The sequence below is a fragment of the Streptococcus sp. CF8_Ac1-9 genome (assembly GCF_024295565.1).
Classification (GTDB): domain Bacteria; phylum Bacillota; class Bacilli; order Lactobacillales; family Streptococcaceae; genus Streptococcus; species Streptococcus parasanguinis_X.
Map to the genome: position 1 here is coordinate 26670 of NZ_JANCOY010000003.1, position 21845 is coordinate 48514.

Here is a 21845-nt window from a genome sequence, read left to right on the forward strand (position 1 = left end):
GAGTAGGAATGAAGATTCGTTTTGAGGAAAAACAGGATATCCCAGAAAACGACCCCTGTGTGGTCATTCAAGCCAAGCAATTATCCGATCAAGCACGAGAGGTGATGGACTATCTCGAACAATTTTCGACAGTGAATCAAGTAGTGATCCCTATCAAAACAGATGATCATTTGATCATGGTGAAAATTGATGACATTATTCTAGCCGAGATTGATAAGAATCAGCTGACCATTTATACGACAGACAAAACGTTCACCGTCAGAGATACTTTGACAAATTTTCAACATCGAATTAATCGTCGTAATTTTTTACAGATATCCCGCCACGCGGTGATGAATATCGACCATTTGGAATCGCTATCGGATAGTTTTTCAGGCAATATGATGGCTAAACTGACACGCGGAGTGAAATCAAGTGTCAGTCGGAAATATGTCAAATCCTTGATGGATTATTTAGGGGTATAGGAGAAAGTGATGAAACGAGTTATAGCTTATTTTGTATCTGGTATGAGGACAGGATCCTTCTTTTATTTGTGTTTGGTGTTATTATCCCATGTCTATCCCAACATCGTCTATCCCGCTGTAAATGTCCGTAACATCCTGGCGATCTTTTTGATGAGTGGGACAATGGGGGTCTTGACATTCATTCTTGAGGAAGAAGAGTTTTTGACCTATAGTTTGCGTGTGATCTTGCATTTAGTTGTGACAGCTACCATCTTAGCATTGACCTACTTATTTTTTGGCTGGGGGGCAGCCTTACGGAGTCCGATTCCTTGGTTGATCTTTCTAGCAATTTACGGTCTGATCTGGCTTTACCAGATTTGGCAACTCCATAAAAAAACTCAACGAATCAACCAAGCTTTGTTGCATCGCAGAAAAGGGAAATAGTCCCAGAAAAAAGTGTATAAGAAAACCACGAAGTTCATACCAAACTTCGTGGTTTTACTTTCTTAATAAGTCAAAACAAAGTATTTTTTCTTACCGCGACGGATAACGGTCAATTCATTTTCTAATTTATCGCTATCGCTCAAGACATAGTCAAGGTCTTGGATGCGTTCGCCGTTGACGTAGATAGCTCCATTTTGAACATCTTCACGGGCTTGGCGTTTAGAATTTACCACACCAGCTGTGACCAAGAGTTCAACAATGTTGAGGTTATCTTCTGCTTGGACCTGGTAGTTTGGCACACCACGAAGGCCTTGTTTGAGTTCTTTGACAGAAAGGTTTTTGATGTTTCCTGCAAAGAGTTGTTCTGTGATGTTGAGGGCTTCCTTGTAGGCTTCTTCGCCGTGGACAAGGGTAACCACTTCACGCGCCAAGATCTTTTGAGCCAAGCGTTCATGAGGAGCGGCCTCAAACTGTTTGCGGATCTCTTCAATCTCATCAAGTGACAAGAAAGTGAAGATCTTCAAGAAGCGCACAGCATCTGCATCCATCACATTCATCCAGAATTGGTACATTTCGTATGGAGATGTTTTGTCTGCATTGAGCCAGACCGCATTGCCTTCTGATTTACCGAATTTCTTACCAGTTGCATCTGTGATCAAAGGCACAGTCATAACATGACCAGTTTTATCTGCTTTACGACGCATCAACTCAGTACCAGCTGTCATGTTTCCCCATTGGTCAGATCCACCGATTTGAAGGGTTACATTGTGTTCTTGGTTGAGGACGTAGAAGTCATAGCCTTGCATGATTTGGTAGGCAAACTCTGTGTAAGAAATCCCTGTTTCAATCCGTTTTTTAACAGATTCTTTACTCATCATAGCATTGACTGTAAAGTATTTTCCGACATCACGAAGGAAGTCAATAAAGCTAATGCTTCCGAACCAATCGTAGTTGTTGACCATTTCGGCTTTATTGTCACCATTTTCAAAATCGAGGAAACGAGACAATTGCCCTTGAATGGAGCGAACCCATTCTTGTACAGTTTCTTTTGTTTGGAGACTACGTTCAGCATCTTTGAAGGACGGATCTCCAATGAGACCAGTCGCACCGCCAACGAGCGCATAAGGTTTGTGGCCTGCTAGTTGAAGACGACGGCTCGTCAAGATGGCAACCAAGTGACCAAGGTGAAGGCTGTCAGCAGTTGGATCATAACCAGTATAATAAGAAACCTGACCTTCTTCCAGTGCTTTGCGTAAGGCTTCTTCATCCGTCGTTTGAAATACCAAACCACGCTCTTTTAGCTCATCAAAAATGTGCATGTGTCTTTTCTCCTTTATAAGTTTATTCATTTCTCTATTCTACCATAAACCACGGAAATGGCAATGGTTTCCATCATTTTCTTGACCTTACTCAAGAAGATTGAGTGACGATTTCTACGCTCTTGTGATTGAAAACAAAGGGCCTAATCTGCTATAATATAGGGAACAAGGAGAAAGAATCAGTGAATCAATTAAAAGAGAAGCTGCAAGAATTTTGGACGAAGATTCAAAAATTCTTTGCAAATATGTATACAGAAACTCCGAATAAGGAAAAAAATGAGGAAAGTAGCTGGTCTGTCGGTGATATTTTTGCGACCTTTTTACGAACCCTCAAACTCTTGTGGGATGTCATGATCGCCCTGTTCGTGTGCCTCTTTTTATTTGGCGCAGGGATCGGGATTGGTTATGCGGCGAGCCTCTTTAGTAACGTCAAGGTTCCAAAGACAGAAGAATTGGTCCAGCAGGTCCGCAACGTCAGCAGTGTTTCAAAACTGACTTATTCCGATAAGAGCTTGATTGCAGAAGTGGACAGTGATTTGATCCGTACGCCAGTAGCAGGAGACGCCATTTCGGACAATGTCAAGAAGGCTGTGATCGCTACTGAGGATGAGAATTTTGAAAGCCACAAGGGGGTTGTACCTAAAGCCGTTCTTCGGGCAACACTTGGATCTGTAGCCGGCGTGGGTTCCTCTAGTGGGGGATCAACCCTGACCCAGCAGTTGATCAAACAGCAAGTCGTGGGAGACGCTCCAACCTTTACTCGTAAGGCGACAGAGATTGTCGATGCCCTGGCTTTAGAGCGGGGAATGGATAAAAATGAAATCCTAACCACCTACTTAAATGTTTCGCCTTTTGGACGAAACAATAGGGGACAAAATATTGCGGGTGTGGAAGCTGCAGCTCAAGGGATCTTTGGCGTCTCTGCCAAAGACTTGTCCGTTCCACAAGCGGCCTTTATCGCTGGCTTGCCACAGAGCCCGATTGTCTACTCTCCTTATGCTGCAGACGGTAGCCTAAAGAGCAAGGAAAACCTCGAGTTAGGTTTGGCGCGTGCCAAAGACGTTTTGTTCAATATGTACCGGACGGGAGCCTTGTCGAAAAAAGACTACGAGACCTATGCTCAGTACGACTTGACCAAAGACTTCATGGCTCCAGATGGCATCGAGAAAACACCGCATGACTACCTCTACTTCCAAGCCATGGAAGAAGCAAAAGAGGCCATGTATGATTACTTGATCAAGCGAGACAATGTCACCAAGCAAGACTTGAAAAATAATGAAACCGTCAAGGCTTACCAAGAATTAGCTGAGAGCGAGTTGCGCGAAGGTGGCTACACCATTCAAACCACGATTAACAAACCGGTTCACAATGCGATGCAGGCCGCGGTAGCGAATTTTGGAAGCGTCTTGGATGATGGGACGGGTCTTGTAGAAGTTGGGAATGTCCTTATGGACAACCGAACGGGTGCCGTTTTAGGATTTATCGGTGGACGGAATTTTGACGGCAACCAAAACAACCATGCCTTTGATACAGAGCGTTCCCCAGGGTCTACTATCAAGCCGCTGTTGGCCTATGGGATTGCCATCGACCAAGGCTTGATGGGAAGCAATAGCATCCTTTCTAACTATCCGACTAATTTCTCAAGTGGGGAGCCGATCATGCACGTGGATAGCCGAGGGACAGCCATGATGGATCTTCGTGAGGCCCTCAATACCTCATGGAATATTCCAGCTTACTGGACTTACCGGACCCTTCGTGAAAAGGGTGTGGATGTTCCATCCTACATGAAGAAAATGGGCTATGATATCCCTGAATATGGTATTGAGAGTCTGCCGATGGGGGGAGGAATTGAGGTCACTGTTGCCCAACATACCAATGGTTTCCAAACCATTGCTAACAATGGGAACTACCTCAAACGCTACATGGTAGAGCAAATCATTGATCGAGATGGGGATGTAGTCTACAAGCACGAGGCAGATCCTGTTCGTGTTTACTCTCCAGCAACGGCAACGATTATGCAGGATCTCTTGCGCGGGGTTATTACATCTGGTGCAACAACGACCTTTAAGTCACGGATTAGCCAAGTCAACCCAACGCTGGCAGGTGCTGACTGGATTGGAAAAACCGGTACCACTAACTCAAATGGGGATATGTGGCTCATGCTGTCCACCCCAAATGTTTCTTTAGGAGGTTGGATTGGCCATGACAACAATGCTTCCATGCAAACCTTGACCGGATACAACAACAATGCCCAATACATGGCGCAGTTGGCGAATGCAATCTACCAAGCAGATCCAAGTCTCTTTGGAATTCAGGATAAATTCACTCTCGATAAGAGTGTGATCCGCTCTGAAGTGCTCAAATCGACTGGTGAAAGACCGGGTCGCGTCAATGTCAATGGCCGAGATATCGATGTGAGCGGTCAAATGGTGACGAGCCTTTGGGCCAAAAACGGAGCGCCAACCACTCAATACCGCTTTGCCATCGGGGGATCGGATAGCGATTATCAAAGTGCTTGGGCAGCCATTCTCGGCAATAGCAGTGGAAATCAGTCGAATAATAAGAACAATTCGACAACCAATAGTTCATCAAGCAATAGTTCAAATCGAAACAGCTCAAATCGTGGCAATCGACGCTAGTCTGATCCAGTAGAAAACCTAGAGAAAGCCTTGATTTTTGGAGCAAAAAACGGTATAATAGTGATAACTAATTTGTCGTGTGCTTTATTTGAAATATTGTCCAAATAAGAGCTTACAGCAGTTAAATCTTACTTGAATAAGTCGATTTAGCTGCTCTTTTTGTGCCTATTTTTCAGAAAAATCCTAGTTTGTTACACAAATTTAATTTTTCTAAAAATTACAAAAAGCGACGAATGAGGTGAAGAGACAGCTCTTCACGTGATGCAAATCACACAATTGTAGTTAAAACCGGATAGGTGGTGAAAATCATTTTACCAAGCTATCCTAGTATGGAAAAAGGAGCTAAAAACTTTGGCAGGACATGACGTTCAATACGGGAAACATCGGACCCGTCGTAGTTTTTCAAGAATCAAAGAGGTTCTTGATTTACCAAACTTGATTGAAATCCAGACAGACTCATTCAAAGATTTCTTGGATCATGGCTTGAAGGAAGTATTTGAAGATGTGCTTCCCATCTCAAACTTCACGGATACAATGGAATTGGAATTTGTGGGTTATGAAATCCGCGAACCTAAGTATTCGCTTGAAGAAGCGCGCATCCACGATGCTAGCTACTCAGCACCAATCTTTGTGACCTTCCGTTTGGTCAACAAAGAAACAGGTGAAATCAAGACCCAAGAAGTTTTCTTTGGTGATTTCCCAATCATGACTGAAATGGGAACCTTCATCATCAATGGTGGAGAACGGATTATCGTATCTCAGTTGGTCCGCTCACCAGGTGTCTACTTCAATGATAAGGTGGACAAGAATGGTAAAGTTGGTTATGGATCAACTGTTATCCCTAACCGTGGGGCTTGGTTAGAGCTTGAAACCGACTCAAAAGACATTGCTTACACACGTATCGACCGCACACGTAAGATTCCATTTACAACTCTTGTGCGTGCTCTTGGATTCTCTGGAGATGATGAAATTATCGATATCTTTGGGGACAGCGAATTGGTTCGCAACACCATCGAAAAAGATATTCACAAAAATCCAATGGATTCGCGGACAGATGAAGCCCTCAAAGAAATCTACGAGCGTCTTCGTCCAGGTGAACCAAAAACAGCGGAAAGCTCACGTAGCTTGTTGGTAGCCCGTTTCTTTGATCCACGTCGTTATGACTTGGCACCAGTTGGTCGCTACAAGATCAACAAGAAACTCAATATCAAGAACCGCTTGTTGAATCAAACAATCGCAGAACCATTGGTGGATGCTGAAACAGGAGAAATCCTTGTAGAAGCTGGTACTGTCATGACGCGCGATGTCATCGACAGCATCTCAGAACAATTGGATAATGGTTTGAACAAAATCACTTACATTCCAAATGATGCTGCTGTTTTGACAGAACCGGTTGAATTGCAAAAATTCAAAGTTGTCGCTCCAACAGATCCAGACCGTGTTGTCACCATCATCGGGAATGCGAATCCATCTGACAAAGTACGCATTGTAACTCCAGCAGATATCTTGGCAGAGATGAGCTATTTCTTGAACCTTGCAGAAGGACTTGGCCGTGTAGATGATATCGACCACCTTGGAAACCGTCGGATTCGTGCCGTTGGTGAATTGCTTGCCAATCAAGTGCGTCTTGGACTTTCACGGATGGAACGAAACGTTCGCGAACGGATGTCTGTACAAGATAACGATGTCTTGACACCACAACAAATTATTAACATTCGTCCCGTAACTGCAGCGATCAAAGAATTCTTTGGGTCTTCACAGTTGTCCCAGTTCATGGACCAACACAACCCACTTTCTGAGTTGTCTCACAAACGTCGTTTGTCTGCCTTAGGGCCTGGTGGTTTGACACGTGACCGTGCCGGATATGAAGTGCGTGACGTGCACTATACCCACTATGGTCGTATGTGTCCAATCGAAACACCTGAAGGACCAAACATCGGTTTGATCAACAACTTGTCTTCATACGGACACTTGAACAAATATGGTTTCATCCAAACGCCATACCGGAAAGTGGATCGTGAAAAAGGTGTAGTGACCAACGAAATCGTTTGGTTGACAGCCGATGAAGAAGATGAGTACATCGTCGCGCAGGCCAACTCTAAGTTGAACGAAAAGGGTGGCTTTGCTGAGCCGATCGTTATGGGACGTCACCGTGGTAACAACCAAGAGTTCCCATCTGATCAAGTCGACTACATGGACGTGTCTCCAAAACAAGTAGTTGCCGTTGCGACAGCATGTATTCCTTTCTTGGAAAACGATGACTCCAACCGTGCCCTCATGGGTGCCAACATGCAACGTCAGGCTGTTCCATTGATTGATCCAAAAGCCCCTTATGTGGGTACTGGTATGGAATACCAAGCAGCCCATGACTCAGGTGCTGCAGTTATTGCACAACATGGTGGTAAGGTTACCTATGCAGATGCGGATAAGGTGGAAGTCCGTCGGGAAGATGGTTCTTTGGACGTCTACCATGTTCAAAAATTCCGTCGTTCAAACTCCGGTACAGCTTACAACCAACGTACTCTGGTTAAAGTTGGTGAAACCGTTGAAAAAGGCGACTTTATCGCTGATGGTCCATCGATGGAAAAAGGGGAAATGGCCCTTGGTCAAAACCCAATCGTCGCTTACATGACTTGGGAAGGGTATAACTTCGAGGATGCTGTTATCATGAGCGAACGCTTGGTGAAAGAAGATGTCTACACATCTGTTCACTTGGAAGAATTCGAATCAGAAACACGCGATACCAAGTTAGGCCCTGAAGAAATTACCCGTGAAATTCCAAACGTCGGGGAAGATGCTCTTCGTGACTTGGATGAAACAGGTATTATCCGTATTGGTGCTGAGGTTAAAGAAGGCGATATCCTTGTCGGTAAGGTAACACCGAAAGGTGAAAAAGACCTTTCTGCCGAAGAACGTCTCCTTCACGCTATCTTTGGGGATAAATCTCGTGAAGTGCGTGATACATCACTCCGTGTACCTCACGGTGGAGATGGAGTCGTTCGCGATGTTAAGATCTTTACCCGTGCAAACGGTGATGAATTACAATCTGGTGTCAACATGTTGGTTCGTGTTTACATTGCACAAAAACGCAAGATCCGCGTCGGAGATAAGATGGCCGGTCGTCACGGAAACAAAGGGGTTGTGTCTCGTATTGTTCCAGTTGAAGATATGCCTTACCTTCCAGACGGTACACCGGTTGATATCATGTTGAACCCTCTTGGGGTGCCATCACGTATGAATATCGGTCAGGTTATGGAACTTCACCTTGGTATGGCAGCTCGTAACTTGGGTATTCACATCGCAACACCAGTCTTTGATGGAGCAAGCTCAGAAGATCTCTGGGATACTGTGAAAGAAGCTGGTATGGATAGCGATGCCAAGACGATTCTTTACGATGGACGTACTGGTGAGCCGTTTGACAACCGTGTCTCTGTCGGTGTCATGTACATGATCAAGCTTCACCACATGGTTGATGATAAACTCCATGCCCGTTCAGTCGGACCATACTCAATGGTTACCCAACAACCACTCGGAGGGAAAGCTCAGTTTGGTGGACAACGTTTCGGGGAAATGGAAGTGTGGGCCCTTGAGGCTTATGGTGCATCAAATGTCCTTCAAGAAATCTTGACATACAAGTCAGATGATGTTAACGGACGTTTGAAAGCTTATGAAGCGATTACCAAAGGTAAACCAATTCCAAAACCAGGTGTACCAGAATCCTTCCGCGTTCTTGTCAAAGAATTGCAATCACTTGGTCTTGACATGCGTGTCTTGGACGAAGATGATCAAGAAGTGGAACTTCGTGACCTTGATGAAGGGGAAGACGATGATGTGATTCATGTGGATGACCTTGAAAAAGCACGCGAAAAAGCAGCAAAGGAAGCAAAAGCAGCCTTTGATGCCGAAGAATCAGAAAAATAATCAGTAAAAATGATTGTCCTGTGAGCAACCAATGCTTCTAGCAGGATGATTCGATAACAAGATACAGACACAAGGAGGTGGCAAGAAAGTTTCCTTTCTTCCTCCACCTAAGCTGTATCCAAATAAAACAAGTATGAAAACAAGGAAAGGTAAGAAATAGTGGTTGATGTAAATCGTTTTAAAAGTATGCAAATCACCCTAGCTTCTCCAAGCAAGGTCCGTTCATGGTCTTATGGAGAGGTCAAGAAACCTGAAACAATCAACTACCGTACATTGAAACCAGAACGCGAAGGTCTCTTTGATGAAGTCATCTTTGGACCTACAAAAGACTGGGAATGTGCGTGTGGGAAATACAAACGAATCCGTTACAAAGGGATCGTTTGTGACCGCTGTGGGGTTGAAGTAACACGTGCGAAAGTTCGTCGTGAACGCATGGGGCATATCGAGTTGAAAGCACCTGTATCACACATCTGGTACTTCAAAGGAATCCCTTCTCGTATGGGATTGACCTTGGATATGAGTCCTCGTGCCCTTGAAGAAGTCATCTACTTCGCAGCTTATGTGGTGATCGATCCAAAAGATACTCCACTTGAGCACAAATCCATCATGACAGAACGTGAATACCGTGAACGCTTGCGTGAATACGGACCAGGTTCTTTTGTAGCTAAGATGGGTGCAGAAGCCATCCAAGACCTCTTGAAACAAGTGGATTTGGAAGCTGAAATTGCTCTCTTGAAAGAAGAATTGAAGACTGCAACTGGTCAAAAACGTGTGAAGGCTGTGCGCCGTTTGGATGTCTTGGACGCCTTCTACAAATCTGGCAACAAGCCAGAATGGATGGTCCTCAACATCCTTCCCGTTATTCCACCAGATCTTCGTCCGATGGTCCAATTGGATGGTGGCCGTTTTGCCGCCTCTGACTTGAATGACCTTTATCGCCGGGTAATTAACCGGAACAACCGTTTGGCACGTTTGTTAGAATTGAATGCCCCTGGTATCATCGTGCAAAACGAAAAACGGATGCTCCAAGAAGCTGTCGATGCTTTGATCGACAACGGTCGTCGTGGTCGTCCAATCACAGGACCAGGTAGTCGTCCACTCAAATCATTGAGCCACATGCTCAAAGGGAAACAAGGACGCTTCCGTCAAAACTTGCTTGGTAAACGGGTGGACTTCTCAGGACGTTCCGTTATCGCCGTTGGTCCAACTCTGAAGATGTACCAATGTGGTGTGCCACGTGAAATGGCTATCGAGCTCTTCAAACCATTTGTTATGCGTGAAATCGTTGCACGTGATATCGTACAAAACGTTAAAGCTGCAAAACGCTTGGTCGAACGTGGAGATGAACGTATCTGGGATATCTTGGAAGAAGTCATCAAAGAACACCCAGTTCTCTTGAACCGCGCACCGACCCTTCACCGTTTGGGGATCCAAGCCTTTGAACCTGTCTTGATTGACGGGAAAGCCCTTCGCTTGCACCCCCTTGTCTGTGAAGCCTACAATGCCGACTTCGATGGAGACCAAATGGCCATCCACGTACCGCTTTCAGAAGAAGCTCAAGCAGAAGCTCGTATCTTGATGTTGGCTGCTGAGCATATCTTGAACCCTAAAGATGGTAAACCAGTCGTTACGCCATCTCAGGATATGGTATTGGGGAACTACTACCTCACTATGGAAGAAGCTGGTCGTGAAGGTGAAGGAATGGTCTTTAAAGACCGTGATGAAGCCGTGATGGCTCTTCGCAATGGCTATGTTCACTTGCATACCCGTGTCGGAATTGCGACGGATAGCTTGAACAAACCATGGACAGAAGCACAACAACACAAGATTCTCTTGACAACTGTTGGTAAGATTCTCTTTAACGATATCATGCCTGCAGAGCTTCCATACCTTCAAGAGCCTAATAATGCCAACTTGACAGAAGGTGTTCCAGCTAAGTACTTCTTGGAGCCTGGTCAAGATGTCAAATCAGCGATTGAGAAATTGGAATTAAACGTTCCTTTCAAGAAGAAAAATCTTGGAAATATCATCGCCGAAATCTTCAAACGTTTCCGTACAACTGAAACGTCTGCTTTCTTGGACCGCTTGAAAGACTTAGGTTACCATCATTCAACCCTTGCTGGTTTGACAGTGGGGATTGCCGATATTCCGGTCGTTGAAGATAAGGCAGAAATCATTGAAGAATCTCACAAACGTGTGGAACAGATCACGAAACAATTCCGTCGTGGTTTGATCACGGATGACGAACGCTACAATGCTGTTACAGCTGAATGGCGTGCAGCCCGTGAGAAATTGGAAAAACGCTTGGTGGATAACCAAGATCCGAAGAACCCAATCGTTATGATGATGGACTCTGGAGCCCGTGGTAACATCTCAAACTTCTCGCAACTTGCCGGTATGCGTGGTTTGATGGCCGCTCCAAACGGACGGATCATGGAATTGCCAATCCTGTCAAACTTCCGCGAAGGTTTGTCAGTACTCGAAATGTTCTTCTCAACTCACGGTGCCCGTAAAGGGATGACCGATACGGCCCTTAAGACAGCCGACTCAGGTTACTTGACTCGTCGTTTGGTTGACGTTGCCCAAGACGTCATTATTCGTGAAGATGACTGTGGAACAGACCGTGGACTTGTGATCCGTGCCATTACTGATGGTAAGGAAATGATCGAGCCACTCGAAGAACGCTTGACTGGTCGTTATACCAAGAAATCTGTTAAACATCCTGAAACAGGTGAAGTCATCGTTGGTCCAGATACCTTGATCTCAGAAGACCTAGCACGTGAAATTGTTCATGCTGGTGTGGAAGAAGTCACTATCCGCTCTGTCTTTACATGTAACACCCGCCATGGTGTCTGCCGTCACTGTTATGGTATCAACTTGGCGACTGGTGATGCGGTTGAAGTGGGTGAAGCAGTCGGAACCATCGCTGCCCAATCTATCGGGGAACCTGGTACACAGTTGACCATGCGTACCTTCCACACGGGTGGGGTTGCCTCAAATACCGATATCACTCAAGGTCTTCCTCGTGTCCAAGAAATCTTTGAAGCCCGCAATCCAAAAGGGGAAGCGGTCATCACTGAGGTCAAAGGGGAAGTCACAGCGATCGAAGAAGATGCTTCTACACGGACCAAGAAAGTCTTTGTTAGCGGAGCAACTGGTGAAGGTGAATACGTTGTCCCTTACACTGCCCGCATGAAAGTCGAAGTAGGAGATCAAGTCTCTCGTGGTGCGGCTCTGACAGAAGGGTCTATCCAACCAAAACGTCTCCTTGCCGTTCGTGATGTCTTGTCGGTTGAAACTTACCTTCTTGCGGAAGTACAAAAAGTATACCGTAGCCAAGGGGTAGAAATCGGCGACAAACACATCGAGGTAATGGTTCGTCAAATGATCCGTAAAGTACGTGTCATGGATCCAGGAGATACAGACCTTCTCATGGGTACGCTTATGGACATTACAGACTTTACAGATGCTAATAAGGATGTCCTTATCTCTGGTGGAGTTCCTGCGACTGCTCGTCCAGTCCTTATGGGAATCACCAAAGCCTCTCTTGAAACCAACAGTTTCTTGTCAGCTGCTTCCTTCCAAGAAACCACTCGTGTTCTTACTGACGCAGCGATCCGTGGTAAGAAAGACCATCTCCTTGGACTTAAGGAAAATGTTATCATTGGTAAGATTATTCCTGCAGGTACAGGGATGGCTCGTTACCGTAACTTGGAACCACAAGCGATTAACGAAGTTGAAATCATCGAAGAAGTGCCAGTAACAGATGGAACAGTCGATGAAGTTCAAACAGCTGAAGTCGTAGAAGAATAAGAAAAAAAAGTCGGAACTACATGTTCCGGCTTTTTTTTGAAAAAATTATAAAAATTTATTATTTGAAAAATAATTGTATAATTATTGATTTATTTTTTTACCAAAAATATTAGCCCGGTAGAAGTCGTGCTGTAAATACTTACAATTAGTGATTATATGGATATGTATTCTAAATACCAAAATAATAAAATGACTAACTATTAGTAATTTCTTTATAAAACCCAAAAACGGTTTGACATTTAAAGTCATTGGCGGTAGAATGGAAAAAGATGTACACAAATTAAAAAAATGTCGAATTACATGTATGTCAACGGGGGAAGTTTATGGGAAAATTGAAAATTATGGTTGTGTTTGGGACGCGACCGGAGGCCATTAAAATGGCCCCTTTGGTGTTGGAGTTGCAAAAGCAGAGGGAGACCATTGAGACCATTACGGTGGTCACTGCCCAGCACCGTCAAATGCTGGACCAGGTTTTAGAAACCTTTAACATCGTACCTGATTACGATTTGGATATTATGGGGAAAAGCCAGACCTTATTAGACATTACCTCTAAAATTCTGAATCAATTAGATCCAGTTATCAAAAAAGAAAAGCCAGATATGGTGCTCGTCCATGGAGATACGACCACTACCTTTGCGGCGAGTTTGGTTGCCTTTTACAATCAAGTCCGCATTGGTCACGTCGAAGCTGGTTTGAGAACCTTTGATAAATATTCTCCGTATCCAGAAGAGATGAACCGTCAAATGACGGATGATCTAGCGGATCTGTATTTTGCGCCGACTGGCGAAAGTAAGGCCAATCTCTTAAAAGAAAATCATCCGGAATCCTCTATTGTGGTGACAGGAAATACTGCTATTGATGCACTGAAACTCACGGTTCAAGAGAACTATCATCACGAAGTACTGGATCAATTAGATCCAGCTAAAAAAATCATCCTTGTCACCATGCATCGAAGAGAAAATCAAGGAGCTCCCATGAGAGCGGTCTTTGGAGCTCTGAGAGAAATGGTGGATCAAGAACCGGATATTGAAGTGGTTTACCCAGTGCACCTTAGTCCAGCGGTACAAGAGGCGGCAAACGATCTATTAGGAGATCATGATCGGATCCATCTCATTGCACCTTTAGATGTGCTTGACTTCCACAACTTGGCTTCGAGAAGTTACTTTATCATGTCGGATTCAGGTGGGGTACAAGAAGAAGCACCATCATTGGGGAAACCGGTATTGGTATTGCGTGATACAACAGAACGCCCAGAAGGGGTCAAAGCAGGAACTTTGAAATTAGTTGGTACGGATCCTGCCGTCGTCAAATCCACGATGACGGAGCTCTTAACCAACGAACATCTTTATCTAGAAATGGCAAATGCCCGAAATCCTTATGGAGATGGAAGAGCTTCTGAGCGAATCGTGCAAGCTATTAAACATTACTTTGGCCAGGGAGATGCTGCTGAAGAATTTCATGAGGGAGAGAAAGAATAAATGAAAAAAACGGAAAAGTTAAGTAGATGGTTGCTAATTTTGATTGTTTTCGAAGTACTTCTTTTACTTTACTGCTTGTTTTTTGCAAGAGAGATTCTGATTGAAGAAGGATTATTCTTTGTTTTAGGATTATTTTCTGCTATTGTTTTATCAGATTTGTTGTTGACATGGACCATCCTGTTGTCATTTGCCCTAGGGATTGTCTTTTTGGTGGCGGGTGTTGTCTATATCCCATTTCATCAAGCCTTGCTTCTGCTCTTTAGTTTTCCAATCTTGATTGGAATTTTGACCCAAATTCGCTACCACCTCTTTAAAGAGATTGCAAAAGTGAAGGATCAAGAGCCAGAAGCTTACGCAGATTACCGTAACCGCATCGCTTCTTATGGTGGGGAAACCAATGATACGATTCAAGCCTTACTCATTCACTGGTCGCACGAGGAATTGTTCTTCCAATTGCAACCGAGAGAGTACAATCGGACCTTGAACCAAATCAACTATTTGGTAACGCATCATCTAAAGCCAAATGAAAGCTTGTATTATGTATCAGATGGTAATTTCTTGATCTTATCTTCTGATAGCGAGCGGGATCTGAAGGGCGATTATATGACAGTCTTAAAACCACAGTTGGAAGGACTGGTGTTCCAAGGAGAAGATGGGGTGCAAGCCATCCAATTTCAGTCCGGCTTTCTTGTAGTGGATCAATCAAATCGCACCAAATACCATCGCTATAAAGAAATGATTCGTTACTTAAAACGTCAACTTGAAACAGATATTATTGTGGAATATTAGGAGGAAAACATGTCTCTTACAAATATATTTTTTAATATAGCTGTAGGCATTAGTGTATTTTTTGCCTTGTGCTTTATTGTATTATTTGTAGCTTATACGGTGATTTACCGCCGTGTCAATAAAAACTTTAAGGCGGTGGACCATGATTAGTCAAATTGTGATGATTATTGCCTTGATTTCGATTTGGCTGTCCTTAGCCTGGGGCCTAGTAATCCTCTTTTCAGCCGTTCATTTTTGGTTTAAACACAGTGATTTTCGTGTCAATACGGATCCGCTTCCTTATTATCCAAAAGTGACGATCGTCGTACCTGCCCATAATGAGGATGTGGTTATTGCACAGACAGCCAAAGCGATCCTTGATTTGAACTACCCACATGATCGTGTAGAATTACTACTGTTTGCGGATAATTGTTCCGATCGCACTTATGAAGAGTGTTTGGCAGTTAAAGCATTGCCAGAGTATGCAGGACGTGATTTGACCATCATCAATCGCAGTGGGACAGGTGGGAAAGCCGGTGTGTTAAATGACGCTTTGGCCATGGCGACCGGAGACTATATCTGTGTCTATGATGCAGATGCCATGCCTGAAAAGAATGCTCTTTATTTCCTTGTGAAAGAAGTGCTCAAAGATCCAGAGCGTCATGTGGCTTCTTTTGGTCGCAATAAAACGCGGAATGCCGGTCAAAACTTCTTGACCCGCTGTATCAACCAAGAAATTGTCGTCACCCAACGGGTTCACCATGTAGGCATGTGGCATCTCTTTAAGATTGGACGGATTCCAGGAACCAACTTCATTATTCAAACTGAATTTGTCAAGAGTATTGGGGGATGGAAAAACGGTGCCTTAACAGAGGATACGGATATTTCCTTTAAGATTATGCAAAGTGGGAAGTTGATTGCTCTAGCCTATAATTCAGAAGCTTTTCAACAAGAGCCGGAAACTCTGAAGAGTTATTATATGCAACGGAAACGTTGGGCCAAAGGGAATTATGAAGTGGTTCTTTCTAACTTCAAGCATTTATTTGGTAAGGGAAATTGGCGCGTGAAGTTAGAAGTGACCAACTATTCCTGTATCTTCTTCTGGTTCAATGCAGCTATCGTGTTATCAGACTTGATCTTTTTTGCCAATATTCTGGCCATGTGTCTCCATACAGTGTTGCCAGGCGTGCAAATTCCATTTGCCTTTGATTCAGAAAATATCTATATTGCGCAATTGATGTTGTTCAATTGGATCTTGATGATTGGGCTCTACTTACTTCAGATTAATGTGGCTCTTGCCTCACAATTTGGTCAAGCAACTACCAAGCAAATTTGGTTGGCCTTAGCTGCCTACTTCACCTATTCTCAACTGTTTATCATTGTATCGATTGATGCCATCTCTTCGATTGTGATGGACAAACTATTGCACCGGAAAGAAACTAAATGGGTTAAAACAAAACGATTCGCAGGATAGGAGAAATTATGAATACGAAAAAGATGAGATATGTATGGTTTCTAGTCATCCTTTGCATTTTCTGTTTGACCTTATTTTTAGCGAGAACGAGAAGTAAAGTGGAGATGCGAAATCGAATTTATCATCAGTGGAATGAGCATTTTGTTGTTTCAAAAGGGAAAGAATCCTATGTTCGAACCACCAATGATAGCAATCAAACGGTGGTTTTATCCGAAGCGCAAAGTTATGGAATGCTCATTACTGTTGCGGCTGCTAAAAAAGGACAGGCCCAACAAGCAGACTTTGACCGACTCTATCAATATTATCTAAATCATCGCTTGGAAGGTACCCAATTGATGTCTTGGAAACAAACCATCAGAAATGGAAAAGCAAAGGATGAGGACCATAACGCCACAGATGGAGATCTCTATATTGCCTATGCTCTTCTAAAAGCTGCTCAGCAATGGCCAAAGCAAGCCAAAGACTACCAGGCTCAAGCCAAAGCGATTTTAGAAGATATTCTCGCACACAACTACAATGAAGAAACCGGTGTGTTAACGGTGGGAAATTGGGCCAATCAGGATTCGGAATTCTATCATTTGATGCGGACGTCTGATACACTGCCAGCGCAATTCCAGATCTTTTATGAAGTGACAAAAGATTCGAAGTGGTTGGACATCAAAGAAAAGATGTTGCAGCAACTCCAAACGATCAGCTCCCAAACAAAAACAGGTTTACTACCTGATTTCATCTGGGTAGATGAGCAAGGGACTCGCGTAGCGGATCCCAAGACGATTGAATCCAAGTATGATGGAGCCTACTCGTATAATGCTTGTCGCCTTCCATATAACCTTGTTCAAAGTAAGGATGCAACCAGTCAAAAATTGGTGAAAAAGATGCTTAACTTTTTCAAGAGTCAAAGAAACCTGTACGCGGGTTATGACTTGAAAGGAAAGGCCTTGAACAATCATCAGGCAGCAAGTTTTTTGGCACCGATAGTCTATGCTTCTGAACACGAAAAAGGCTATCTGAAGTTGGTGCAACAGAATAAGTATATCTTCACACAAGATCTACCTCTGAACAACTATTATGATGCAACCATGACAACCATGATTGCACTTGAATTGTTCTAAATACTTGAGAAGAGAGAGTTCCCAAGATGGCTCGTCATTTTGTTGGGACTCTCTTTTTTGATTCTCGAAAAAGGGACCCAAGAGAAATCAAGTAGTCTATTTTTGAAAAATAACTGTGAAAATCGCCTGAGAATACCTGAAAAATTATGCTCTGAGCAGAAAACTTTTATTCTCAAAGGATTTTCTATATAATAGAAGATACAAAGGATGGAAGAGTTTATGTATCGAGTGATTGAAATGTATGGGGACTGTGAACCCTGGTGGTTTTTAGAAGGTTGGGAAGAAGATATTGTCAGTAGTCGGAAGTTTGAAGACTATTACCAGGCTTTGAAATACTACAAGCAGAAATGGTTAGAGTTGAATGCACACTTTCCAAGTTATAAGAGTCGGAGTGATCTCATGACGATCTTTTGGGATACCAACGAGCAAGAGTGGTGTGAGGACTGCAGTGATGATGTGCAGTTTTTCCACTCGATAGTTCTGCTAGAAGACGAGCACAAAATCCCTAAAAGCAAGCTCCGTCCAGGTTACGAAAAGGAAAAAGGAATCCGCAAACATCGTTCTTGTCAATATACACTCGATTCAAAAAAGGGGACAACCCTGTCATAAGAGATATTTAGAAGATTTTTTAGAGCTATCTAGAAAGTCTTCTTTTTTTGTCTTCTTTTTCGAATAGTATAAGTGAGAGGAGGAACTATGGTTCAAGAAATTGCAAAAAAATTGATTCGTATGGGAAAAAAAGAAGAAGCCCAGGATCTCTACTTTATCCCTCGGAGAGAGGAGTACCAGGTTTTTATGAGGGTTGGAGATGAGAGGCGCTTTGTACAATCCTTCCCTTTTGAGGAGATGACGGCTATGATCAGCCACTTTAAGTTCGTAGCAGGCATGAACGTGGGAGAAAAAAGGCGGAGCCAGCTAGGGTCGTGTGATTACCCTCTGGAGGATGGGCTGGTTTCGATTCGCTTGTCGACGGTGGGGGATTATCGTGGCTATGAAAGCTTGGTTATTCGGCTCTTGCATGATGAGGAACGCGAATTGCGTTTTTGGTTTGATCAGCTACCTGAGTTGAAGAAGAAATTGGCTGGTCGTGGGCTCTATCTCTTTGCGGGCCCTGTTGGTTCGGGAAAGACCACTCTCATGCATGCTTTGGCGCAAGAGTGCTTTGCGGACCAGCAAGTCATGTCCATTGAGGATCCTGTCGAGATCAAGCAGGATAATATGTTACAGCTTCAGCTGAACGACCAGATCGGCATGACCTATGACAACCTGATCAAACTCTCCTTACGTCATCGGCCGGACCTTCTCATCATTGGGGAAATTCGAGATAAGGAAACAGCTCGTGCAGTCGTACGAGCTAGTTTGACAGGGGTCACAGTCTTCTCTACTATTCATGCCAAGAGCGTTCGAGGTGTTTATGAGAGGCTCTTAGAGCTTGGAGTGAGTGAGGAAGAGCTCAAGATTGTTTTACAAGGTATTTGCTACCAACGATTAATTGCAGGAGGAGGTGTTGTCGATTTTGCGACGGAAAACTACCAAGAACACTCAGCCAGCCGCTGGAACCAACAAATGGATCTCTTGGCTCAATCGGGATATATCCAGCTGGCTCAGGCACAAGCCGAAAAAATTATCTACAACTAAACAAAAGCAAATCATTGAATTGTTTTTGAATCTTTATTCGAGTGGTTTTCATCTGTCTGAGATTGTTGATTTTTTGGATCGTTCCCACCTAGTAGAGAGTCATTTGGTCTCCCAGATGCGAGCAGATCTCTCTCGGGGTCGGAGTTTTTCAGAGATGATGGCGGGGATCGGTTTTTCAGATGCGGTCACGACGCAGCTGTCTCTCGCTGAGCTCCATGGAAATCTTGCATTGAGCTTGGAGAAAATCAGTGCTTACCTAGAAAATATGCGCAAGGTCAAGAAAAAGTTGATCGAAGTTAGCACTTATCCTCTTATCTTACTTGGGTTTTTAATTTTGATTATGCTAGGCCTGCGCAATTATTTGCTCCCTCAAATGGATGCACAAAATATTGGTACGCAATTGATCAGTTCCTTTCCCCAACTCTTTTTGGCGCTCGTAGCGGGGATAGTGGTTCTCTTCTTATTCAGCTTTCTCTATTATCGAAAATCTAGCAAGATCAAAGTTTTTAGAAGCTTGTCCCATCTTCCTTTCGGGAAAGGCATGATTCAAGCTTATTTGACAGCCTATTATGCCAGAGAATGGGGCAATCTGATTGGGCAAGGATTGGAGCTGTCTCAGATTTTTACCATGATGCAGGAGCAAAAATCCCAGCTTTTCCAAGAGATTGGAAGAGACTTAGTTCTTTCTTTAGACCGCGGTCAATCCTTTTCAGAGACGGTCGGGGGATATTCTTTTTTCAAAAAAGAATTGCCGCTTATGATTGAATATGGTGAGGTCAAATCAAAGCTTGGAAGTGAGCTAGAGATCTACGCTGAAAAAACATGGGAAGACTTCTTTCGTCGGGTCCACAAGGCCATGAATGTGATACAACCCTTGGTCTTTGTCTTTGTAGCTCTTGTGATTGTCTTACTTTACGCAGCCATGTTGCTGCCGATTTATCAAAATATGGAGGTTCATTTATGAAAAAATTAAAAACATATAAGGTAAAAGCTTTTACGCTGATTGAAATGTTGGTGGTCTTATTGATCATCAGTGTACTCTTATTGCTCTTTGTGCCGAATTTGACCAAGCAAAAAGACTCTGTGAAAGAGACAGGCAATGCAGCCGTTGTCAAGGTGGTCGAAAGTCAGGCTGAATTGTACGAGCTCAATCATACCAATGACCAAGCCACTCTATCAAAGCTAATTGCTGATGGAAATATTACCAACAAACAAGCAGAATCTTATCGTGCCTATTATGCGAAAAATAGTGGAGAAACTCGTGCGGTTGCAGATTAAGGCCTTCACCTTGGTGGAGACCCTTTTGACCTTGATGATCGTCAGTTTTATCTATCTGGGCTTATCGGGATCGATCAGGACGAGCTTTCAGCAGGTGGAAGAAAAAGTATTTTTTGCAGAGTTTGAACACCTCTATCAAGAAAGTCAGAAGATAGCACTGGCAAGGCAAACGGAATTGGATGTTGAAGTGACTGCAAGGAAGATTCAAACGCCCTACCAGACAGTGGAGATTCCTGATTCTGTCATTTTGCAAGATCCTAAAACCATTCGTTTAGACCGTGCAGGTGGCAATTCATCCCTGGCCAATGTTCACTTTCAGACACAGAGAGGAGTGGTGACCTATCAACTGTCGCTTGGAAATGGGAAAATTAAAAAAAGCATCCGTTCCCGCTAGTATTCTCATAGAATCTTTGGTAGCCTTGGGTTTATTTGCCATGATTACGACCTTATTGTTAGGGGAGATCCGGCGTTCGCGTAGGGAGCGACTAGCGGATTTCAAAGAGGTAGAGGTCTTATCTGTCGCTCAAATGGCGCTTCAGACAGGGCAAAATCATCTAGAGGCCAATGGCATTCAGGTTCAAGTCGAAAAAGATGCCGATCAACTCACGGTCTATCATCAAGGGAAGGTGGTACTGCATGTGGAATAACGGAAAGGTCAAGGCCTTTACCCTGCTCGAAGCCTTGGTCGCTCTCTTGGTGCTCAGTGGGGGAGTGTTGGTCTTTCAAGGCTTGACCAAGCTCCTGCATGCTGAATTGGACTACCAGGCACATCAAAAGCAGGAGGAATGGATACTTTTTCAGCAACAATTGCAGGTGGAATTGGACCGGAGTCATTTTGAAAAAGTAGCGGACAATCATATCTACTTGGTTCAGGATCAAAAACCAATTGCTATTGGCCAATCTAAAGGAGATGATATCCGAAAAACAGATGATAAGGGCAGAGGCTATCAGCCTATGATTTCAGGGGTTCGCTCTAGCCAAATTTGGCAGGAGGGAGAGCTCCTTCATCTGCGGTTGAATTTTGAAGAAGGTCTAGAAAGGGAGTATGTCTACCATGTGGTACCAGCGATACAAAATGAAAAAAGTTAAGGCTGGTGTCTTGCTTTACGCTCTCTTGATGGCAGCGATTTTTAGTCTCTTGCTTCAGTTTTACCTGCATCGTCAGGTTGCGGAAAGACGGATCTTAAAGACGAGTCAAGATCGTCTACGGGCCTATGCTTTGGTGCAATTGGCTCTTGAAAAGAGAAAGAGTGATGAGAAGACATCAGAGATTCATTTAAAGTCTGGAGTTGTTCAGCTACAGCAGGACACTGGTTTTCTTCATGCTCAGGCTAAGATGAATGGCGAAAGCTATGAGTTTGTCCTTCCTGTAAGGGAAGAAAAGGAAAACAAGAAGAGTCAAAAAGAAAAGAAGACACAGAAAGATAAGGAGAAGGCAGAGACCGAAACGCCTTCTGAAGAGACGCCAAACGAGACCAAGGAACCATCAGAAAATAGCGAAAAAGACTAATTTTTGGT

Annotated in this window: 19 protein-coding genes; 18 read left to right on the forward strand and 1 reads right to left on the reverse strand. The window is 43.8% G+C overall.

Going from position 1 to position 21845, the window contains the following annotated elements; all coding sequences use genetic code 11:
- Positions 1-8: 8 nt before the first annotated feature.
- Entirely contained in the window at positions 9-464 is a 456-nt protein-coding gene (locus tag NML76_RS06040) for a LytTR family DNA-binding domain-containing protein (RefSeq protein ID WP_031572580.1), read from the forward strand.
- A 9-nt stretch (positions 465-473) separates the two neighbouring features.
- Positions 474-887 carry a DUF3021 domain-containing protein gene (locus tag NML76_RS06045; protein ID WP_031572583.1) on the forward strand — a complete coding sequence of 138 codons (414 nt, stop codon included), beginning with the start codon at positions 474-476 and terminating at the stop codon, positions 885-887.
- A 62-nt stretch (positions 888-949) separates the two neighbouring features.
- On the opposite strand, the gene tyrS is transcribed toward NML76_RS06045, so the two are convergent.
- Positions 950-2206: a tyrosine--tRNA ligase gene (gene tyrS / locus NML76_RS06050; RefSeq protein ID WP_003004779.1), complete on the reverse strand. Its 1257-nt coding sequence runs from the start codon at positions 2204-2206 to the stop codon at positions 950-952.
- Between the two features lie 182 nt (positions 2207-2388).
- On the opposite strand from tyrS, the gene pbp1b reads away from it, so the two are divergent.
- The 16 genes from pbp1b (at position 2389) to comGG (ending at position 21837) form a co-directional block, all read left to right on the forward strand.
- Positions 2389-4845, forward strand: a complete 2457-nt coding sequence (gene pbp1b, locus NML76_RS06055; RefSeq protein WP_254732986.1) for a penicillin-binding protein PBP1B — start codon at positions 2389-2391, stop codon at positions 4843-4845.
- Positions 4846-5196: 351 nt separating this feature from the next.
- Complete coding sequence (gene rpoB / locus NML76_RS06060) at positions 5197-8766, forward strand: DNA-directed RNA polymerase subunit beta (protein ID WP_254732988.1); 3570 nt, start codon at positions 5197-5199, stop codon at positions 8764-8766.
- 159 nt (positions 8767-8925) lie between these two features.
- Positions 8926-12579 carry a DNA-directed RNA polymerase subunit beta' gene (gene rpoC, locus NML76_RS06065; protein WP_195423841.1) on the forward strand — a complete coding sequence of 1218 codons (3654 nt, stop codon included), beginning with the start codon at positions 8926-8928 and terminating at the stop codon, positions 12577-12579.
- A 323-nt stretch (positions 12580-12902) separates the two neighbouring features.
- Positions 12903-14057, forward strand: coding sequence for a non-hydrolyzing UDP-N-acetylglucosamine 2-epimerase (gene wecB, locus NML76_RS06070; RefSeq protein WP_049513846.1), 1155 nt, complete (start codon positions 12903-12905; stop codon positions 14055-14057).
- Positions 14058-14846 (forward strand): hypothetical protein, encoded by a 789-nt coding sequence (locus tag NML76_RS06075; protein ID WP_070664737.1) that lies wholly within the window; start codon positions 14058-14060, stop codon positions 14844-14846.
- Positions 14847-14855: 9 nt separating this feature from the next.
- Positions 14856-14996 (forward strand): hypothetical protein, encoded by a 141-nt coding sequence (locus tag NML76_RS06080; protein WP_003004308.1) that lies wholly within the window; start codon positions 14856-14858, stop codon positions 14994-14996.
- Positions 14989-16299 (forward strand): glycosyltransferase, encoded by a 1311-nt coding sequence (locus NML76_RS06085; protein WP_195423844.1) that lies wholly within the window; start codon positions 14989-14991, stop codon positions 16297-16299. The genes NML76_RS06080 and NML76_RS06085 overlap by 8 nt, the downstream gene beginning before the upstream one ends.
- An 8-nt stretch (positions 16300-16307) precedes the next feature.
- Positions 16308-17411: a glycosyl hydrolase family 8 gene (locus tag NML76_RS06090; protein WP_070448842.1), complete on the forward strand. Its 1104-nt coding sequence runs from the start codon at positions 16308-16310 to the stop codon at positions 17409-17411.
- A gap of 219 nt (positions 17412-17630) precedes the next feature.
- The gene (locus NML76_RS06095) at positions 17631-18020 is read left to right on the forward strand and encodes a DUF1033 family protein (RefSeq protein WP_049505981.1); all 390 of its coding nucleotides are present in this window, start codon (positions 17631-17633) and stop codon (positions 18018-18020) included.
- A gap of 87 nt (positions 18021-18107) precedes the next feature.
- Positions 18108-19049 (forward strand): competence type IV pilus ATPase ComGA, encoded by a 942-nt coding sequence (comGA, locus tag NML76_RS06100; protein WP_155124982.1) that lies wholly within the window; start codon positions 18108-18110, stop codon positions 19047-19049.
- Positions 18982-20013: a competence type IV pilus assembly protein ComGB gene (gene comGB, locus NML76_RS06105; protein ID WP_195623587.1), complete on the forward strand. Its 1032-nt coding sequence runs from the start codon at positions 18982-18984 to the stop codon at positions 20011-20013. The genes comGA and comGB overlap by 68 nt, the downstream gene beginning before the upstream one ends.
- Positions 20010-20327, forward strand: coding sequence for a competence type IV pilus major pilin ComGC (comGC, locus tag NML76_RS06110; RefSeq protein ID WP_023919650.1), 318 nt, complete (start codon positions 20010-20012; stop codon positions 20325-20327). Before comGB ends, comGC begins: the two co-directional genes overlap by 4 nt.
- On the forward strand, positions 20287-20721 hold the full coding sequence (gene comGD / locus NML76_RS06115; RefSeq protein WP_173018791.1) for a competence type IV pilus minor pilin ComGD: 435 nt from the start codon (positions 20287-20289) through the stop codon (positions 20719-20721). Before comGC ends, comGD begins: the two co-directional genes overlap by 41 nt.
- A complete protein-coding gene (gene comGE, locus NML76_RS06120) occupies positions 20687-20974 on the forward strand; it encodes a competence type IV pilus minor pilin ComGE (protein WP_049472874.1) in 288 nt (95 codons plus the stop codon). The genes comGD and comGE overlap by 35 nt, the downstream gene beginning before the upstream one ends.
- Positions 20964-21416: a competence type IV pilus minor pilin ComGF gene (comGF, locus tag NML76_RS06125; RefSeq protein ID WP_254732990.1), complete on the forward strand. Its 453-nt coding sequence runs from the start codon at positions 20964-20966 to the stop codon at positions 21414-21416. The genes comGE and comGF overlap by 11 nt, the downstream gene beginning before the upstream one ends.
- Positions 21373-21837: a competence type IV pilus minor pilin ComGG gene (comGG, locus tag NML76_RS06130; RefSeq protein ID WP_229060271.1), complete on the forward strand. Its 465-nt coding sequence runs from the start codon at positions 21373-21375 to the stop codon at positions 21835-21837. Before comGF ends, comGG begins: the two co-directional genes overlap by 44 nt.
- Positions 21838-21845 lie beyond the last annotated feature (8 nt).

What these genes read in the sequence shown, in the direction of transcription:
- NML76_RS06040 (WP_031572580.1), top strand. Translation starts at nt 9, where the DNA reads ATGAAGATTCGTTTTGAGGAAAAACAGGATATCCCAGAAAACGACCCC.
- NML76_RS06090 (WP_070448842.1), top strand. Translation starts at nt 16,308, where the DNA reads ATGAATACGAAAAAGATGAGATATGTATGGTTTCTAGTCATCCTTTGC.
- wecB (WP_049513846.1), top strand. Translation starts at nt 12,903, where the DNA reads ATGGGAAAATTGAAAATTATGGTTGTGTTTGGGACGCGACCGGAGGCC.
- NML76_RS06045 (WP_031572583.1), top strand. Translation starts at nt 474, where the DNA reads ATGAAACGAGTTATAGCTTATTTTGTATCTGGTATGAGGACAGGATCC.
- NML76_RS06080 (WP_003004308.1), top strand. Translation starts at nt 14,856, where the DNA reads ATGTCTCTTACAAATATATTTTTTAATATAGCTGTAGGCATTAGTGTA.
- comGE (WP_049472874.1), top strand. Translation starts at nt 20,687, where the DNA reads ATGGGAAAATTAAAAAAAGCATCCGTTCCCGCTAGTATTCTCATAGAA.
- comGA (WP_155124982.1), top strand. Translation starts at nt 18,108, where the DNA reads ATGGTTCAAGAAATTGCAAAAAAATTGATTCGTATGGGAAAAAAAGAA.
- tyrS (WP_003004779.1), bottom strand. Translation starts at nt 2,206, where the DNA reads ATGCACATTTTTGATGAGCTAAAAGAGCGTGGTTTGGTATTTCAAACG.
- NML76_RS06085 (WP_195423844.1), top strand. Translation starts at nt 14,989, where the DNA reads ATGATTAGTCAAATTGTGATGATTATTGCCTTGATTTCGATTTGGCTG.
- comGF (WP_254732990.1), top strand. Translation starts at nt 20,964, where the DNA reads ATGTGGAATAACGGAAAGGTCAAGGCCTTTACCCTGCTCGAAGCCTTG.
- comGC (WP_023919650.1), top strand. Translation starts at nt 20,010, where the DNA reads ATGAAAAAATTAAAAACATATAAGGTAAAAGCTTTTACGCTGATTGAA.
- comGG (WP_229060271.1), top strand. Translation starts at nt 21,373, where the DNA reads ATGTCTACCATGTGGTACCAGCGATACAAAATGAAAAAAGTTAAGGCT.
- comGD (WP_173018791.1), top strand. Translation starts at nt 20,287, where the DNA reads ATGCGAAAAATAGTGGAGAAACTCGTGCGGTTGCAGATTAAGGCCTTC.
- NML76_RS06075 (WP_070664737.1), top strand. Translation starts at nt 14,058, where the DNA reads ATGAAAAAAACGGAAAAGTTAAGTAGATGGTTGCTAATTTTGATTGTT.
- NML76_RS06095 (WP_049505981.1), top strand. Translation starts at nt 17,631, where the DNA reads ATGTATCGAGTGATTGAAATGTATGGGGACTGTGAACCCTGGTGGTTT.